This window comes from Nocardia sp. XZ_19_369 (genome assembly GCF_015355715.1).
Lineage (GTDB): Bacteria > Actinomycetota > Actinomycetes > Mycobacteriales > Mycobacteriaceae > Nocardia.
This window is the reverse complement of record NZ_JACVED010000001.1, coordinates 524,145-541,383: the sequence shown is the minus strand read 5'-3', so window position 1 is coordinate 541,383 and position 17,239 is coordinate 524,145. Positions and strand designations below refer to the sequence as shown.

Below are 17,239 nucleotides of genomic sequence, written 5' to 3'. Positions count from 1 at the left end.
GGGTAGTTTCCCGAGTGTGTCCCACGCCTCAGCCGATGTCAACGGCGCGACCCGGTCATCGGTACCGCTGGTAGCAGGTAGCATCCGGAATTGTGATGCGCAGCGGGCGAAAACTAGACGAGGTGCCACGCAAGCGCGTCGACGCACGCACGGAGCGCTGGCGGGAGCATCGGCTGAAGGTGCGCGAGGAGTTCGTCGACGCGGCGTTCCGCGCGCTGGACAAGTTCGGCCCGGAAGTCAGCATGGGCGATATCGCCAAGGAGGCCGGCGCGGCGAAACCCAAGCTGTACCGGCACTTCGAGGACAAGACCGACCTGTACAACGCCATCGTCGACCGGGTCCGCGACATGCTGTGGGAGCAGCTGATGTCGAGCGTGGATCTGACCAACGATTCGGCGCGCGAGCTGGTGCGCCGCGGTGCCGCGGAGTACGCGCTGGTGGTGTCGCAGCACCCCAACGTGTTCCGGTTCATGCTGCACAGTCATTTCGCGCAGCAGTCCGACGATTCCGAACGCGCGCTGCAATCGGCGCGGCAGTCCGCGAAGCGGGCCGCTGATCTGTTCGCCGAATTGGTCGCCGACACCGCGGTCGAGGTGGACAGTGTCGAGCTCGTCATCTACTCGATCTTCGGCGCGGTCGGTTCGGCCACCGACTGGTGGCTCGGCGCGAACCGGTTGAAGGCGCAGCCGATGCCGATCGAGAAGTTCGTTGCCTACCTTGCCGAGACCATCGCCGCGCTCACCGAGGCCAATGCCCGGCTCAACGGCATCGTCATCGACACTGATCTGCCACTGCACCTTGCCTTTTCCGGCGAATAGCGCCTTGCCTCGCCGACCGCGGCATAGCCGGGCCGGCGCTGGAACATTGGCCGCATCCACCCGAACGACGTTGTTCTGGTCGACCGCTTCATCGAGGCCAACCGCGTTTGCGACACCTCTATTGTCTCAGCACCCACCGACAAGAACCGCCCCCTTAAGGGGCTGCCGGTGCGCTGGATCACCCCCCAATTTCCGGGGGTCGCCCCGATGTCAGTCGTGGTGCAACCGCCACAGCGGTGACACCGGACCGTGCCCCGCGCCGAGGTCGTACGACGCGGCGAGGCACCGGTAGGTCCACTCCTTGGCGAACTCCACCGCCTCGGGCACCGGATACCCGTTGGCCAGCGCGCAGGCGATCGCCGCGGCCAGGGTGTCGCCGCCGCCGTGATCGTTGCCGGTGCCGATCCGCGGCGCGGTGAACTCAAGGAACTGCGCGCCGTCGAAGAGCAGGTCGGTGCTGTACTCCGAGGCGCGCAGGTGCCCGCCCTTCACGATCGCCCACTGCGCACCCAGTTTGTGCAGTGCCTCGGCGGCCGAGCGGGCGGACGCGTCGTCGGTGACCTCGATGCCGGTGATCAGCCGGACCTCATCGAGGTTCGGCGTCACCACCGTCGCCAGCGGGATCAGTGTGTGCCGGACGGCATCCAGGGCCTCCTCGTGCAGCAGCGGGTCGCCGTGCATGGAGGCCGCGACCGGATCGACCACCAGCGGGATCTGCCCGTCCCGGCCGATGCCCACCTCCCGGCAGACCGCCGCGACGGCCTCGATGATGGCGGTCGAAGCCAGCATGCCGGTCTTGGCCGCGGCGACCCCGATATCGGTGGCCACGGTGCGGACCTGGCCGGCCACGATGTGCGGTGGGATCTCGTGGAAGTCGCTGACCCCCACCGAGTTCTGCACCGTCACCGCCGCGACCGCCACGCAGGCGTGCACGCCGCACAGGGCCATGGTGCGCGAGTCGGCCTGGATTCCGGCGCCGCCGCCGGAGTCGGTCCCGGCGATGGTGAGCACCCGGACGGGGGTCTGCCCGTCGGGGGTCAATGGCAACAGCTTCACCAGACAAACCCTACGACCGTCGGCCCGAGTTGCCACGCGCAACCGGCGACCCGGTCTGCTGACGGTAAATGAAAACCATTATCATTAAGGCATGACCACCTCACCGCCCGCCGATCTGCTCCCCGTCACCGTGCTGTCCGGCTTCCTCGGCGCGGGCAAGACGACGCTGCTCAACCACATCCTCGCCAACCGGGAGGGCCGCCGGGTGGCGGTCATCGTCAACGACATGAGCGAGGTCAACATCGACGCCGCGCTGGTGGCCGGCCAGGGGCACCTCGATCGCACCGAGGAGAAGCTCGTCGAGCTGACCAACGGCTGCATCTGCTGCACGCTGCGTGAGGACTTGATCGAGGCGGTGGGCAGGCTCGCGCGGGAGGGGCGGTTCGACCAGCTGGTGATCGAGTCGACCGGCATCTCCGAGCCGATGCCGGTGGCCGCCACCTTCGACTGGGAGTTCGAGGACGGGTTCAAGCTCGGCGATATCGCGCGGCTGGACACCATGGTGACCGTGGTCGACGCGTCCACCTTCCTCGCCGAGGTGGCCCGCGGGCAGGCGCTGGCCGAGCGGAATCTGCAAGCGGGCGAGGGCGATGCCCGCACCATCGCCGACTTGCTGGTGGATCAGGTGGAGTTCGCCGATGTGCTGCTGGTGAACAAGACCGACCTGGTCGGCGCCGCGGCAGTGGGCGCGGTGGAAGCGACTGTGCGCAAACTCAATCCGCGCGCCCACGTGCTGCGCACGACCAATGGCGTGGTCGAGTTGAGCGACGTGCTGGGCACCGGCCGGTACAACCCGGTCGTCGCGGCAGAAGCCGAAGGCTGGGACGAGGAGCTGGCGGGCGGGCACACGCCGGAGACCGAGGAGTACGGCATCCGCAGCCTCACCTACACCGCCGACCGGCCGTTCCATCCGCTGCGGCTGTCCGAGGCGCTCGGTGAACTGCGTGGGCTGTTGCGCAGCAAGGGTTTCTGCTGGATCGCCAGCCGCGCCACCCTGGCGGCCGTCTGGTCCCAGGCCGGGCCGAATCTCGTCTTCGAGCCCGCCGCGTGGTGGTCGGCGTTGGAAGTGCCTGCCGGACAAGAGATTGTCTTCATCGGTCTCGAGCTCGATCGGGACAAGGTGCGTGCCCTGCTCGACGATGCACTGCTCACCGATGCGGAGTTCGCCGCTGGGCCGGCCGAATGGGCCGGCTACCCGGATCCGTTCCCGGCCTGGGGTGAACTGCACGAGCACGCGTAGGTCGAGAGTCGTTGGCTCAGCGCGTCTTCGGCTCAGGTGACCCACGCACCGGGGTTCGGAGCGTGGGTCGTGGCGCGCCGCGGCATGGCCGGCCACTCAATTCGAGATGCCGGGGGCCTGCCGCAGGTAGGTGGTGTCGGTCAGCTGCTCGAGCATGAAGTCGGCGATGTCGGCGCGGGATATCTTCAGCGAGAGCCCGCGCTCGTCCGCGGGGAAGCCGCGCCGGAAGCCACGGGTGCGCGGGCCATCGGTGAAGGCGCTGGGCCGCACAATCGTCCAGTCCAGGTCGCTGGCGCGGACGTAGGCCTCCTGCTGCACGTGGTCGGCGTAGGCCTGGCGCAGCAGCATCCCGAACATCAGGTACTTCCACACGAAGTTCAGGTTGGCCCGGCTCTCGCCTACGCCCAGGGTGGTCTGCACGATCAACCGCTTTACCCCGGTCCGATTCATGGCCTCGAGCACCGCGCGGGTGCCCTCGGCCCGGATCACGCCCTTACGGCCCGCGCCGAGCGAGACGAGCACCGCATCCTGCCCGACGACCGCGCGCTCGACCGAATGCGTGTCCAGCACATCACCTTCCACGATGTGCAGCCGCTCGTGCCGCTGCTCGATACCTGCCGCGCTGCGGGTGAAGGCGGTCACCTCGTGACCCTCCTCGATGGCTTGCGCGACGACCAGGCGACCGACCGTGCTGGTGGCTCCGAAGACTGCGATTTTCATGGTGTTTCTCTCCTTGGTGAAAGCCGTTGTGCTGGTGGTGAACTAAGTACAACAGCGCGGAGTGAGACGAACCATGGCCGTGAGTCTCGATGGCATAAGAGACAGTCTTCGGCGGCTCGCACATGCCGACGGCCCGCTCCCGACGGTCGGGTGCGGGCCGTGCGGCGAGTGATCGCGCTCAGCTGAGCTGGGCGAAGAACTCCCGGATGTCGCCGACCAGGATCTCCGGCGCCTCGTGCGCGGCATAGTGACCCGCCGCGTCGTTCGGGCCGCCCTGGGCGGTCCCGGCATCGTAGGAGTTCCAGCGGACGATGTTCTTGTGGTCGCGCTCGGCGAACCGGCGGATCGACTGGAAGTCGCCCTTGAACATGGCCAGCGCGGTCGGCACGGTGGTCGGCCCGTCCAGCTGTTCGGTGGCGTGTGCGTCTTCGTAGTAGAACCGGGTGGAGGAGCTCGCGGTGCCGGTCAGCCAGTAGAGCGCCACATTGCCGATGATGAAATCGGGGTCCAGCGACTCGCCCATCAGCTGGGCGTTCCAGCCGAGCAGGCCCACCGGTGAGTCGGTCAGCGCATAGGCCACGGTCTGCGGCTGCTGGCTGAGGAAGGTGTTGAACGCCATCTTGTTGTCGTGGAACCACTGCAGGTGCCCCAGCGCGGCCATGTCCTCCCCGGACATGCCCTCGAACTCGGACGGATCGCCGGACGGGAACGAGAACAGCTGCGTCACATGGACGCCGATCAGCTTGTTCGGCACCAGCTTGGCCATCTCGGGCGCGATCATCGAACCCGCGTCGTTGCCGATTGCGCCGTAGCGCTGGTAGTCGAGCCGGTCCATCAGCTCCACCCACGCCTTCGCGGTGCGCACGCGGTTCCAGCCGGTGCTGCGGGTCGGGCCGGAGAAGCCGAAGCCGGGCAGCGACGGGATCACCAGGTGGAAGGCGGGCACATCGGCCGACTCCGGCTCGGTCAGCGGGGCAATGACGTCGAGGAATTCGAGGATCGAGCCCGGCCAGCCGTGCGTCAGGATCACCGGAACGGCGTCCGGCCGCGACGAGGTGATGTGCAGGAAGTGAATGTCCTCACCGTCGATCTCGGTGGTGAACTGCGGGTAGGAGTTTAGCTTCGCCTCGAGTGCCCGCCAGTCGTAGCGCTCCAGCCAGTACTGCGCGAGCGCACGCACCCGATCGCCGGGCACGCCGTAGGAGTCGCCGACACCCGGCAGTTCGCTCGGCCACAGCGCACGACGCAGCCGGTCCGCCAGATCGTCGAGCTTGGTCTGCGGGACGTCGATCCGGAAGGGCTTGATGGTGCTCATGGCGTTCTCCTTATGAAACGGAATGCTTCGTTCTGTTCCAACTCTAACAGAACGGATTATTCCGTTTCAATAGTTGTCGACAACTTTTTATTTGCCCAGCTCGGCAGGGTTCTCGGACGCAAAACAGCCCACACCCGGCCGGGTGTGGGCTGTGGATGCGACGCTCAGCGGTACTGCGCGAAGAACTCGGTGATCTCGGTGGACATCAGCTCGGGTGCGACGTGGTGCAGGTAGTGCGTGTACACGTCGTGGGTCCGCCACGAGACGATGTTGCTGTAGTCGCGCTCGGCGAAGCGGCGGATGCCGTGGAAGTCGCCGTTGGAACCCGACAGTGCCAGTGGGACCGAGGTCGGTCCGGTCGGCTGGTCTGCCTTGGACTTCTCGAAGTAGTGCCGAATCGCGGAACCCGCTGTGCCGGTGAGCCAGTGGATCGCGATGTTGGTCAGCACGAAGTCGTCGTCGAGGTCGGGTCCGAGCAGTTGGCTGTTCCAGCCGACGAGCCCGGCCGGCGAATCCATCAGTGCGTGCGCCAAGGTCTGCGGTTGCTGCGACTGCAGGATGTTGAAACCCATCTTGTTCTTGACGAACCAGTCCAGGGTCGCCAAGGACTGCGCCTCGTCCTCTGTGAGGTCGGCCATTTCGGCCGGGTCGCCCGTCGGGAACGAGTAGACCTGGGAAACCTGCACGGCGACAACGTGTTCCGGATCGACCCGGCCGAGCTCGGGGGAGATCTGCGCACCGCCGTCATTGCCGACCGCGCCGTACTTGTCGTACCCGAGGCGCCGCATCAGCTCGGCCCAGGCCTGCGCGATCCTGGTGTCGTTCCAGCCGGCTTCCGTTGTCGGACCGGAGAATCCGTACCCCGGCACCGAGGGGATCACCAGATCGTGACCGGCCGCAGTCAGCGGCTCGATGACATTGAGGAATTCGACGAACGTTCCCGGCCAGCCGTGGGTCAGGATCAGCGGCAGCGCCTCGGCGCTGTCCTGCTGGGACCGCACATGCAGGAAGTGGATGTTCTGGCCGTCGATCTCGGTGGTGAACTGCGGGTACGCGTTCAGCGTCTCCTCGACCTTGCGCCAATCGAATCCGTCGCGCCAGTAGTTCACCAGGTGGCGGACCCGGTCGACGCTCACCCCGTAGGTGTCGCCCGAGCCGGGGATCTGGTCGGCCCAGCGGGTGCGGGCCAGCCGGGCCTGCAGCTCGTCCAGTTCGGCCTGGTCGATGGCGATGCGGAAAGGGGTGATGGTGGTCATCTGAACTCCTTTTGAAACGGAATGCTTCGTTCTGTTTGAACCGTAACAGAACGGATCATTCCGTTCAAGTGCTATGCTGAAATCATGCCGAAGTCACCAGATGCTCCAGCTCAGAAGGCCCTACCCGGCCGCAAGGCGCAGGCGGCCCGTAACGACGGGCTCATCCTGGACGCCGCGCGGTCGGTGTTTCTGGCCGACGCCACCGCCCCGATCGCCGCCGTCGCCGAGCGGGCGGGGGTGGGGATCAGCGCGCTGTATCGGCGCTACCCGAGCAAGGAAGTCCTGTTGCGCACGCTCTGCCACGAGGGGCTGCGCCGCTACAACGTGGAAGCCGATGCGGCACTGGCCGATTCGGACGGCTGGCGGGCGCTGGTCGAATTCCTGGAGCGAGTCGTCGACGCCGACGTGCACTCGTTGACGGTGCACCTGGCCGGCACCTTCACGCCGGACGAGTCGTTCCTGCCCGACGTGATGCACTCCGCCGAGGCGAACACCGAGATCGTGCGACGCGCGCAGGCCACCGGCAAACTGCGGCCCGGCGTCACCGCCGAGGATCTCGGGCTGATCCTGGAATCGTGTGCCGCCATCTCCATGCCCGATCCGGACCGCACCGCACAGCTGCGCCGCCGGGTGCTCGCCATGCTGGTGGCGGGCCTGTCCGTGGACGGTGATCTGCCCGGCCCCCCGCCCAAGGCCGGCGAGTTCGCATGGCGGTGGGAGCGGCGTCCCTGACCGCGACCGCCATTCTCGGGCGCTGACAGTTCGAGTATCGCGAACTCAGACCCGGCCGAACGCCAATGCCACGTTGTGCCCGCCGAAGCCGAACGAGTTGTTCAGGGCGTAGTCCATGCGCTGCTTGCGTGCTGCGCCGCTGACGATATCCAGGTCGATCGCCGGATCGCGGTTGTCGAGATTCAGTGTGGGCGGGATGATTTGGTCGCGCAGCGTCAGCATGGTGACGAGGGATTCGAGCGCGCCTACCGCGCCGATCGAATGTCCCAGTGCGGATTTGGGTGCGTAGACCGACGCATCCGGTGCGACGGCGGCGATCGCGTTGGCCTCCGACGCATCACCGATCGAGGTGGAGGTCGCGTGGGCATTGATGTGCTGAATATCCGAAACCTGTAGCCCTGCAGTGTGTATCGCCTTGCGCATGGCCCGGGCCGCGCCGATGCCCGCCGGTTCCGAGGCGACGATGTGATAGGCGTCGGAGGTGATGCCCGCGCCGAGCACCCGGCCGTGCATCTCGGCGCCACGGGCCCGCGCGTGCCGCTCGGATTCGAGCACCAGCAGCGCACCCGCCTCGCCGAAGACGAAGCCGTCCCGGTCCCGGTCGAACGGCCGCGACGCCCGCTCGGGTTCGTCGTTGCGGGTGCTCATCGCCCGCATCATCGCGAAACTCGCGATGGGCACCGCGTCGATGTGGCCCTCGACGCCGCCGGTCACCACCACATCGGCTTCGCCGGTGCTGATCAGCCGCCAAGCCTGCGCGATCGCCTCGGAGCCGGACGAGCACGCGGACACCGGCGTGAAAATGCCTGCCTTGGCGCCGATTTCGAGCCCGATGGTGGCCGCGGGCCCGTTCGGCATCACCATCGGCACCGACATCGGCGACACCTTCCGGTAGCCGCCTGCTCGCATCGCGTCGACCGCGTTGATCAACGCGTCCCCGCCGCCGAGCCCGGTGCCGATGGAGACGGCGAGCCGTTCGCCGTCCACCTCCGGGGCGCCTGCCCGCTGCCAGACCGCCCGGCCGAGCACGAGTGCCAGCTGTTCGATGTAGGACAACCGCCGCTGTTCGATCCGCGTCAGCTGCTCGCCCGGATGCGACTTCAGCTGCCCGCCGATCCGCACCGGCAGGTCGTACTCGGCGACGAAGTCCGCGCCGAGCACGCCGATGCCGCTGTGCCCGAGCAGCAGCTCCGACCAGGTCGTATCCATGTCCTCGGCCAGCGACGTGGTGGCCGCGTAGCCGGTGACGACCACGGACTCCCGAGTTTCTGAAGCGATTGTTACAGTCACGATGACATGGATACCTGTACCAATCGCTACAGTCAACTCATGGCCCGCCCCCTCGACCACGCCAAACGCGCCGAGCTGCTCGATGCAGTCGTGCGCTACATCGCCGACCACGGCCTCCTCGACCTGTCGCTGCGCCCGCTCGCCGCCGCCCTCGGCACCAGCTCGCGGATGCTGATCTACTACTTCACCACCAAGGAGGAGCTGCTGGTCCAGGCGCTGGCCACCCAGCGCCCCGACCTCACGGCGCTCTTCGCGCAGGTCGCCGATGCCGCCGAGCTGCGCACGCAACTGTGGGAGTTCTGGCGGGCGAACACCTCCGGCGACGGCCGCACCAGCGTCCGGGTGATGCTGCAGGTCCTCGGTGCCGCGTGTGCGGCGCACAGCCCGTATGCCGAGTACGCCGAGACCGCCATCGCGACCTTCATCGAGGCGCTCGCCGCGGGCCTGCGCGGCCTGTCCTGCGTCGACGATCCGGAACTCGTAGCGACACTGCTTGTTTCGGGCTTGCGCGGCATCCTCCAAGATCGCGTGATCACCGGCGACGTGGACCGCACCGATCGTGCCGCCCGCCTGCTGATCGACCAGTCCCTCCGATAGCACCGGCGGCCCGGTTACTTGGTGTTTGCTGTCACGCGGTGAATGCTGGGTCGGGGGTGAGCGAGGAGGCAGGATGGCTGCGAGCGTGCCGGAGACGAATGCCGCGGGGTCAGCGGTGGGCGGTACCCGCTGGGTGATGCTGGCCGTGCTGTGCGCCAGCCTGCTGCTGGTGGCGATGGACGCCACCATTCTGAATGTCGCGCTGCCCTCGCTGATCGCCGATCTGCAGGTGGGACAGCTCGAGCAGCTGTGGATCATCGACGTCTACGGACTGGTGCTCGGCGGTCTGCTGATCACCACGGGTGCGGTCGGTGACCGGGTCGGTCGAAAGCTGCTCTTCCTGGCAGGGTTCGTGCTCTTCGGCGTGGCCTCGGTGGTGGCGGCGACGTCGCAGAGCTCGTGGCAGTTGATAGCCGGACGGGTGCTCCTCGCCATCGGCGGCGCGATGGTGATGCCGTCGACGCTGTCGCTGATCCGCAACATCTTCACCGACGCGCGCGAGCGCACCCTCGCCATCGGCATCTGGGCCGCGGTGGCCGGTGCGGGCGCGACCATCGGCCCGCTCGTCGGCGGCGTGGTGGTCGAGCAGTTCGGCTGGGCGTCGGCGTTCTGGTTGAACGTGCCGGTGGTCGTGCTCACGGTGCTGGTCGGCGCCTGGCTGCTGCCGGAATATCGTGCGCCACAAGCGGGTTCGCTGGATTGGCTGGCCGCCGTATTGTCCATCGCGGGCATCGTCGGATTGGCCTGGGGGATCAAGCATGTCGCCAAGGGCACACCCGACCCGGTGGACTGGGTGATCCTGGTGCTCGGCGTGCTGCTGCTCGCCTGGTTCGCGCGCCGCCAGCTCCGCGCCGCCGATCCGCTGCTCGACGTGCGGTTGTTCCGCAACGGCGCCTTCTCGGCCGCCGCCCTCGCCACGCTGCTCGCCATGCTCGCGATCGGCGCCGCGCTGTTCCTGATCTCGCTGTGGTTGCAGTACGTGCACGGCTACTCGCCGTCCGAGGCGGGGCTGCGCACCTTGCCCTCGGCCTTGACGCTGCTGGTCGCGTCGCTGGCGACGCCGTGGTTGATGCAGCACATCGGCGTTCGAGCCGTGCTCGCCATCGGACTCGGCGCGCTGGCACTCGGCTTCCTCGGACTCGCGCTGAGTCCCGAGCCGACCACGTATCCCGTTGTCGCACTGGTACTCGCGTCCTTCGGCCTCGGTGACGGCCTGGCGATCACCGCGGCCGCCGCCGTCCTGATCTCGGCGGTGCCGCCCGAACGCGCCGGGCAGGCCGGTGCGGTGTCGGAAACCAACTACGAACTGGGCATCGGGCTCGGCGTCGCACTGCTCGGCAGCATCCATGGGCGCGTCTTCACCGAGAATATGGTCGACCTGCCGTTGCGGGGCGAAAACCTCGACACGGCAAGGGAATCCATCGGCGGTGCGGTGGAGGTGGCGGGCCGGCTGGACTCCGCGACCCGCGAACAGGTCCTCGCCGCCGCCCGGCACGCGTTCGACGCGGCGCTCACCACCACCGCGTACGTCTCCGCCGCCATCGTCGCCGTTGTCGCGGTGCTCGCGGTTCGGTTGGTGCCCAAAGGTTTCCGGGTAACCGGTTCGCACTAGCTCGTCGAGTTACCCCGACGGATGTGTACGTGCTCGGGTCAGGTCCAGGTCGCCGTTTCGGGGTCGATGCCGTTGGCGCGGGCGTTGGCGTCGATGATGTCGCGCAGCCAGACGGTCAAGCCGGGCTCGATCGCGTCGTAGAACGCGGTGAAGCCCGGGTCGGCAGTGTGCCTGCGGCCCAAGCAGACCTGCATCGAGTGGGTGCAGTCGAAGTAGACGCCGATCGAGGCTCGGTGCCGCTCGGCCAGCGCGTTGGCCAGGTCGCTGCCCGGCGCCGTCCCGGCGCGATACGCGGCGGCCAGGTCCGCGTTGAGCGCCTCGACGCTCTCGGCGATCTGCTGCCACTGCTCGGCGGTCCGATCCGCGGCACGTTCGGCGAACTGCGCCCACTGGGCGGTGTCACCCCACTGCTCGCGTGCTTCGCCTGCCCAAGCGGGTTGCCAGTGCTGACCGAAGATCGCCACCTGTTCTTCGGCGGGCAGCAGGATGCCGGACTCCCTCGCTTCGATCAGGCGATCCAGCGCGTCGCCCATCTGTTGCAGCCGGGCGACGCGCTCGCGAACCTGGTTGCGCTGCTTGCGCAGTGCTGCCGCCGCATCGGTTGCCGGTGCGTCCAGCAAGGCCCCGACCTCGTTCAGCGGTACCCCGAGCTCGCGATAGACCAGCACCCGATGGATCCGGGCGATGTCCTCGGCGGTGTAGAGCCGGTAGCCCGCGTAGCTGCGCTCGGAGGGGCAGACGAGCCCGATCGCATCCCAGTGGTGCAGCGTCCGGACGGTGACACCTACCAGCGCGGCGACGGCGCCGACCGTGCGGCCGGCACCTGTCGCTGCCTCGGCGAAGGGGCGATTCGTCACACCGTCCAGTGTGTCAGCCCCGACGCCGGTCACTGCTCGGGCGCCGGGATACCCATGTCCCGCAGGTACTCGGCTGCCGCGCCGTTCGGATCGTACGGCCGGGCCGCCGTCATGATCACCCGGACGTTCTCCGGCGTGACCACCTCCAGCTCCACCGAGTTCCACGGCATCTCCCGCGGCCCCGTCGTACAGCCCGGCCGCAACTGCTCACACGCGTTCGCAATCTGTTCGAGCTGGCTCAGCACACACGCGAAACTCACGCTCACCGCCGACGCATCGGCAGGCCGCTCACCCGGCACGAGCAAAACATCCTGAAATGCCCAGCGGCGCAGATGCGTAACCTGCCCCGGCGCCGTGAACAGATCGAAGAACCCGAGACCGCGAACCCAGAAATCCACCGACCCGGCGAGATCCGCCGTCGGCACCGTGACGAACATCGGCATCGCGTAGATGCCGCGGTAGAGCTCCGCAGGCTCGGCGTCGACTGCGGGATCGGGAACGGGGCTGATATCGAATGCGGAAAACGTATCGGTCATGAGTGCATCGTCAAGCCTCACGCAACGTCAGGGTCAAACGTGAAGACCGCTGACTTGCGTGGAACCGTGTGACGGCGGCCGCTTCGGCGTGGCGCGAACGCGGAAGTTATGGATTGCCATTGAATAGGTTCATGGGCGGATCACCGCGCTTCAGGCCACCGAAGACAATGGCGGGTCGGTGGCTTCTCTCTATAGCCGCTGTCGGCAACGCCGTTCTGCAGTGGTACGACGACTACAACTCGACGCACATTTTCAATCCCGCTTTCACCGCGCATGCCAAATTTCATGACGCTATTACGATCTCGCTGGCCACCATCCTGGGTGGCCTGGCACTGATCTATCTATGGCGCCCCGGCTATGGGCAGGAGCGACTGGCGGCGGGTGCGTTGTTCGCCGGTGTCTGGTGGGCCGGTGCGGCCTGTGCCTTTCTTTTTCCGGGTGCGTCGCACCGTGACGCACAGTTCGCTGCCGATGTACCGCACCTGTTCGGCATGCCGATCGACCTGCGCACCATCGTTCCCGTGATGATCGCCGTGGTTGCGCTGGGATATCTGTTGGAACGCCGCCGCCTCCGCACGATCCGCCGGACTGCGCCGCTCCCACCGCGGTAGGAATGCGAATTCTGCAGTCGGCGAGAAGAGCTGTACACCACAAATTTCCGCGACACTCGAGATGGGGTTCGCTTGGAGCGACGAAATGTCCTTGGATTATTGGGCTTCGGATCCGCCGTAGCGGTGGCGAGTGCTGCCGCAGCGGTCATGGTCGGCAGGGATGACGCGGCCGGAACCGAGGCTGAGCCGGATGGTGGCTCGCCCGAGTTCACGTATCCAGAGTCCGGTTCCCACCCCGACCCGACCAATACAGATGCCACACCGCCGTTCTCGGTCCAGCAGGCGCCGCGGCCGTCGGTGACTCCGCGCACGTATCCACAGTCGCTGCCGGATCACCGCACGATCGATACCGGCAATTTGACCGAGCTGGGTGTGCTGGAGTCTGCGGCTTTGTTGTGCGCGGGTGCGATCACGAGCGAGGCGTTGACGAAATCGCTGATCGAGCACGCCGATGCCAAGGATCCGGCGATCAATGCGTTCGTCCACCGATATTCCGACGAGGCGATCGCCGCGGCCCAGGACGCCGACGCGCGCCGGCGTCGGCAGGGTACGGATACGCCGCTGCTCTGCGGCATTCCGGTCGCGCTCAAGGATGTGTTCGCGGTGGCAGGCAAGCCATTGACGGTCGGCCTGCCGTCCCTGCTCGGTGCGAATATCGCGGTCGGGGATTCGACGACGTGGGTTCGCTTGAAGGCAGCGGGCATGCCGCTGCTCGGTCATGTGCAAACTCATCAGGCGGCAATCGGTTCATTGACCGAGCAGACGGCGAATCCGTGGAACTACGGCAAGGTGCCCGGCGGTTCCTCGGGCGGTCCGGCCGCGGCCTTGGCGGCTCGTTTCACCTCGGCTGCCTTCGGGACCGACACCGCCGGGAGCCTGCGTATCCCGGCCTCGGCCTGCAATGTCTGCAGCATCAAACCGACCGCAGGGCTGGCGTCGGTGTACGGCACCATTCCGGTGGCGTGGAGCTTCGACAATATCGGCCCGATGGCGCGCAGTGCCGCCGACCTGAGCGCACTGCTGACCGTCATCGCGGGGTTCGATCCGCTCGATCCACGCACGAACGGGTTCGCCGATTGGCCGATCTCGTTTCCGACCGGGCCTCGTCCGGGTGGACTCACCGGCACTCGCCTCGGTGTTCCGGCGGTGGCGCCGAAACTTGATCCGGGCGTCGCCGCCGGCTACGAATCCATGAAGTCCACGCTGCGCCGACTCGGCGCCGAGGTGATCGAGGTCGACACGCCGGCACCGATGGATTACTTGGACATGGTGGTCGCCCAAGGCGTCGAAATAGCGGCCTACCACGGACAATGGTGGCCCGCCGAGAAAGATCGATACACCCGGTACCTCAACGAAACGTTCGACTACTTCCTGGCGAACGAACCGAAATCGACCGGGTATATGCAACTCCTGCGCGAGCGAACCCACAGGCAGAGCCGGTGGCTGGCCTTGCTGAAAGAACAGAAACTCGACGCCGTATTGCTACCGGTACTCGGCACCGAGCTCGTCGACCGGCCACCATTCGGCGACTACGGTCCGCAAGCGGGTATGGCGATGTCGCCACAGACCAACGATGCCAACTTCTGCGGATTGCCCGCGGTCGCTATTCCGGGCGAACGCAGCCCCGTCACCCAGCTGCCGGTAGGCGTGCAACTGATGGGCCCGCCCTACAGCGACGCACACCTGCTACAGATCGCCATCGACATCCAGGCGCAGACGAGTTACCACAAAGACAAGCCACCGTTGCCCTAGCCCCCGGATCCCCACATCACTCCAGTTTCGAACGTATGTTCGATACACTAGAGGAAGGTGGGTATCGGCCGAGAGCGAGGGGTCATGCGGGAGTCGTCCTCGGGATTGTGGAAACTGCTGGTCAGTGAGGTTGGGCTGCGGCACGGGTTCGGGTGCGGGGAGTCCGATGGGGAGTTCGTGCTCAGTGGTGCGGCGGGGGTTCGGATCGTGCTGCCGAGTACGCGGCTGGCGCGTCGGGTTGCTCGGGCGCCGCGGCAACTGTGGGCGGCGCTGGTCGGGGATCGGCTGGAGATGCAGATCGCGGATCTGACCGCGGGGCATCTCGAGATGGCGCGGCTGGAGTCGGTGCGGCCGCTGCTGCGGACCCGGCTCTGCTCGGCGCGCACGAAGGGGTTGATCAATGATGTGCGGCGATTGGTCGCGCCGGGGCTGCTGCAGCGGGTGCTGGTCGACTTCGGTGAGATCATGATTCCGGTGACCTATGCGGCTGCATTGCGTTGGGGTGCACAGGAATCCGACCTGTTCGAGATCGCCGAGCGCAACACCCGCGCGGAGGGTGGGCTCGATCTGATGGCCGCCGAGATCGACGGCATGGACGACGTCGATATGCAAATGCTCTACGGTGCTTCGGATTTCGTCACGGCGCACGTGCGCTGGCTCGACGACTATCCGGTCGTCGGCCCCTGGGGCGCACTGCTCGTCATTCCGGGGCACACCCACCTGCTCGTGCACCCGATCACCGGCCCCACCGTCTTCGCCGGAACCAGCCTGCTCGCCCAGCTGCTCGTCGCGGGCGAAGCCGAGTCGAGACCGGTCAGCCGCTCGATCTACTGGTGGCGCAACCGAATCACCGTCGACATCGCCGCGACCATCCGCGGCAGCGGCGACCGGATGGAAGTCGTCCCAGCCGATCACCTCGAGGCACTGCTGGCGATCATGCGACGGGACGGAAACGACCGGTTCCCGCGCACCTGAAGCGGTGTGCGGGAACCGGATGCGTTGCCGGACAGGCGAACCCGTCGAAGGACTACGAAACGACGGGCAGGTAGACCGCGTTACCGTTGTCTACGAACTCCGCGGACTTCGCCGCCATCCCGGCCTCGATCGCCTCGACATCGGTGAGCTGGTTACGCGCGGCGTACTCACGGACATCGGCGGAGATGCGCATCGAGCAGAACTTCGGACCGCACATGGAGCAGAAGTGCGCGGTCTTGGCGGGCTCGGCGGGCATGGTCTCGTCGTGGTACTCCCGGGCCGTGTCCGGATCCAGCGACAGCGCGAACTGATCGCGCCAGCGGAATTCGAAACGCGCCTTGGACAATTCGTCGTCGCGCTGCTGCGCGTGCGGGTGCCCCTTGGCCAGGTCGGCGGCGTGCGCGGCGATCTTGTAGGTGATCACGCCGACCTTGACGTCGTCGCGGTTGGGCAGCCCGAGATGTTCCTTCGGGGTCACGTAGCAGAGCATGGCCGTGCCCGCCTGCGCGATGATCGCGGCGCCGATCGCCGAGGTGATGTGGTCGTAGGCGGGTGCGATGTCGGTGGCGAGCGGGCCGAGGGTGTAGAACGGCGCCTCCTCGCACAGCTCCTCCTCCAGCCGCACGTTCTCCACGATCTTGTGCATCGGCACGTGCCCCGGGCCCTCGATCATCACCTGCACGCCATGGGATTTCGCGATCTTCGTCAGCTCGCCCAGCGTCCGCAGCTCGGCGAACTGCGCCTCGTCGTTGGCGTCGGCGATGGAGCCGGGGCGCAGGCCGTCACCGAGGGAGAAGGTCACGTCGTACTTCGCCAGGATGTCGCACAGCTCGGCGAAGTTGGTGTACAGGAACGACTCCTGGTGGTGCGCCAAACACCATGCGGCCATGATGGATCCGCCGCGCGAGACGATGCCGGTGACCCGCTTTGCGGTCAGCGGCACGTAGCGCAGCAGCACGCCCGCGTGCACGGTCATGTAGTCCACGCCCTGCTCGCACTGCTCGATCACGGTGTCGCGGTAGATCTCCCAGGTGAGCTTGGTCGGATCGCCGTTCACCTTCTCCAGCGCCTGGTAGATCGGCACGGTGCCGACCGGCACGGGGGAGTTGCGCAGGATCCACTCGCGGGTCTCGTGGATGTTCTTGCCGGTGGACAGGTCCATGATGGTGTCGGCGCCCCAGCGGGTGGCCCACACCATCTTCTCCACCTCCTCGGCGATGGAGGACGAGACGGCCGAGTTGCCGATGTTCGCATTGATCTTCACCAGGAACTTCTTGCCGATGATGGTCGGCTCCAGCTCCGGGTGCTTGTGGTTGGCCGGGATCACCGCGCGACCGAGGGCGACCTCGTCGCGGACCAGCTCGGGGGTGACACCCTCGCGGGCGGCGATGAACCGCATCTCGGGGGTGATGATGCCCCGCCTGGCCCAGGCGAGCTGGGTCGGCGGCCCGTCGACCTCGGGCTTGGCCCAGGTATCGCGGAGTTTCGGCAGACCCGACTCCAGGTCGATCTCCGCCGAGTCGTCGGTGTACGGACCTGAGGTGTCGTAGACGTCGAAGTGCTCACCGTTGGTCAGGTTCACCCGACGCACCGGGACGCGGAGCCCGTCGACCTCGTGATAGTGCTTGACGCTGCCTTCGATGGGTCCGGTGGTGACAGTGTCGACTGTCTCGGAGCCGTCTTTTGACGCAACAGATGCCATGATTTTTCCTCCCTACGCCGGCATTACCCGGTCAGGTTCATACGGTCGACGGCCCTAGCCGTCCTCTCAGCCCGCTGGTGCGAGCCCCCGTTGGCGTGTGAAATTTTCCAGCCCGACAGTACCTGCTGACCCTGAACGTCCGTCAGGTGATCGGTGGAAGACGCAGGTCG

Annotated in this window: 16 protein-coding genes and 1 riboswitch; of the genes, 8 read left to right on the top strand and 8 right to left on the bottom strand. The window is 67.0% G+C overall.

The features are described from left to right. The first annotated feature begins 95 nt into the window (after positions 1 to 95). A complete protein-coding gene (locus IBX18_RS02545; protein WP_194832141.1) occupies positions 96 to 818 on the top strand; it encodes a TetR/AcrR family transcriptional regulator in 723 nt (240 codons plus the stop codon). Positions 819 to 1,028: 210 nt separating this feature from the next. Here the strand turns inward: IBX18_RS02545 and thiD are convergent, their stop codons facing one another. Next, on the bottom strand, positions 1,029 to 1,874 hold the full coding sequence (gene thiD / locus IBX18_RS02540) for a bifunctional hydroxymethylpyrimidine kinase/phosphomethylpyrimidine kinase (protein WP_194832140.1): 846 nt from the start codon (positions 1,872 to 1,874) through the stop codon (positions 1,029 to 1,031). Positions 1,875 to 1,965: 91 nt separating this feature from the next. On the opposite strand from thiD, the gene IBX18_RS02535 reads away from it, so the two are divergent. Then, on the top strand, positions 1,966 to 3,114 hold the full coding sequence (locus tag IBX18_RS02535) for a GTP-binding protein (RefSeq protein ID WP_194832139.1): 1,149 nt from the start codon (positions 1,966 to 1,968) through the stop codon (positions 3,112 to 3,114). A 96-nt stretch (positions 3,115 to 3,210) separates the two neighbouring features. Here IBX18_RS02535 and IBX18_RS02530 read toward each other — a convergent pair whose 3' ends face one another. The 3 genes from IBX18_RS02530 to IBX18_RS02520 form a co-directional block, all read right to left on the bottom strand. Then, positions 3,211 to 3,834, bottom strand: a complete 624-nt coding sequence (locus tag IBX18_RS02530) for an NAD(P)-dependent oxidoreductase (RefSeq protein ID WP_194832138.1) — start codon at positions 3,832 to 3,834, stop codon at positions 3,211 to 3,213. A gap of 178 nt (positions 3,835 to 4,012) precedes the next feature. Next, positions 4,013 to 5,149 carry an epoxide hydrolase family protein gene (locus IBX18_RS02525; RefSeq protein WP_194832137.1) on the bottom strand — a complete coding sequence of 379 codons (1,137 nt, stop codon included), beginning with the start codon at positions 5,147 to 5,149 and terminating at the stop codon, positions 4,013 to 4,015. Positions 5,150 to 5,313: 164 nt separating this feature from the next. Then, a complete protein-coding gene (locus IBX18_RS02520) occupies positions 5,314 to 6,405 on the bottom strand; it encodes an epoxide hydrolase family protein (RefSeq protein WP_194832136.1) in 1,092 nt (363 codons plus the stop codon). Between the two features lie 84 nt (positions 6,406 to 6,489). On the opposite strand from IBX18_RS02520, the gene IBX18_RS02515 reads away from it, so the two are divergent. Further along, complete coding sequence (locus IBX18_RS02515; RefSeq protein WP_194832135.1) at positions 6,490 to 7,137, top strand: TetR/AcrR family transcriptional regulator; 648 nt, start codon at positions 6,490 to 6,492, stop codon at positions 7,135 to 7,137. Between the two features lie 45 nt (positions 7,138 to 7,182). Here the strand turns inward: IBX18_RS02515 and IBX18_RS02510 are convergent, their stop codons facing one another. After that, positions 7,183 to 8,427, bottom strand: coding sequence for a KasA/KasB family beta-ketoacyl-ACP synthase (locus tag IBX18_RS02510; RefSeq protein ID WP_194832134.1), 1,245 nt, complete (start codon positions 8,425 to 8,427; stop codon positions 7,183 to 7,185). A gap of 39 nt (positions 8,428 to 8,466) precedes the next feature. Here IBX18_RS02510 and IBX18_RS02505 point away from each other — a divergent pair, with 39 nt between their 5' ends. Beyond that, positions 8,467 to 9,024 (top strand): TetR/AcrR family transcriptional regulator, encoded by a 558-nt coding sequence (locus IBX18_RS02505; RefSeq protein ID WP_194832133.1) that lies wholly within the window; start codon positions 8,467 to 8,469, stop codon positions 9,022 to 9,024. Between the two features lie 73 nt (positions 9,025 to 9,097). Continuing rightward, complete coding sequence (locus IBX18_RS02500; protein ID WP_228540264.1) at positions 9,098 to 10,636, top strand: MFS transporter; 1,539 nt, start codon at positions 9,098 to 9,100, stop codon at positions 10,634 to 10,636. A 38-nt stretch (positions 10,637 to 10,674) separates the two neighbouring features. Here IBX18_RS02500 and IBX18_RS02495 read toward each other — a convergent pair whose 3' ends face one another. Continuing rightward, positions 10,675 to 11,493 (bottom strand): MerR family transcriptional regulator, encoded by an 819-nt coding sequence (locus tag IBX18_RS02495; protein WP_306796100.1) that lies wholly within the window; start codon positions 11,491 to 11,493, stop codon positions 10,675 to 10,677. Between the two features lie 29 nt (positions 11,494 to 11,522). Further along, entirely contained in the window at positions 11,523 to 12,029 is a 507-nt protein-coding gene (locus IBX18_RS02490; RefSeq protein ID WP_194832131.1) for a VOC family protein, read from the bottom strand. Between the two features lie 131 nt (positions 12,030 to 12,160). Here IBX18_RS02490 and IBX18_RS02485 point away from each other — a divergent pair, with 131 nt between their 5' ends. The 3 genes from IBX18_RS02485 (at position 12,161) to IBX18_RS02475 (ending at position 15,367) form a co-directional block, all read left to right on the top strand. Next, on the top strand, positions 12,161 to 12,640 hold the full coding sequence (locus IBX18_RS02485; RefSeq protein ID WP_194832130.1) for a DUF6640 family protein: 480 nt from the start codon (positions 12,161 to 12,163) through the stop codon (positions 12,638 to 12,640). A gap of 147 nt (positions 12,641 to 12,787) precedes the next feature. Next, entirely contained in the window at positions 12,788 to 14,392 is a 1,605-nt protein-coding gene (locus IBX18_RS02480; RefSeq protein ID WP_194832129.1) for an amidase, read from the top strand. A gap of 57 nt (positions 14,393 to 14,449) precedes the next feature. Continuing rightward, positions 14,450 to 15,367, top strand: coding sequence for a hypothetical protein (locus IBX18_RS02475; RefSeq protein WP_228540263.1), 918 nt, complete (start codon positions 14,450 to 14,452; stop codon positions 15,365 to 15,367). A 52-nt stretch (positions 15,368 to 15,419) separates the two neighbouring features. Here the strand turns inward: IBX18_RS02475 and thiC are convergent, their stop codons facing one another. After that, a complete protein-coding gene (gene thiC / locus IBX18_RS02470) occupies positions 15,420 to 17,069 on the bottom strand; it encodes a phosphomethylpyrimidine synthase ThiC (protein ID WP_194832127.1) in 1,650 nt (549 codons plus the stop codon). Next, positions 17,063 to 17,170, bottom strand: a riboswitch (TPP riboswitch). It overlaps the preceding gene by 7 nt. Between the last annotated feature and the right edge of the window lie 69 nt (positions 17,171 to 17,239).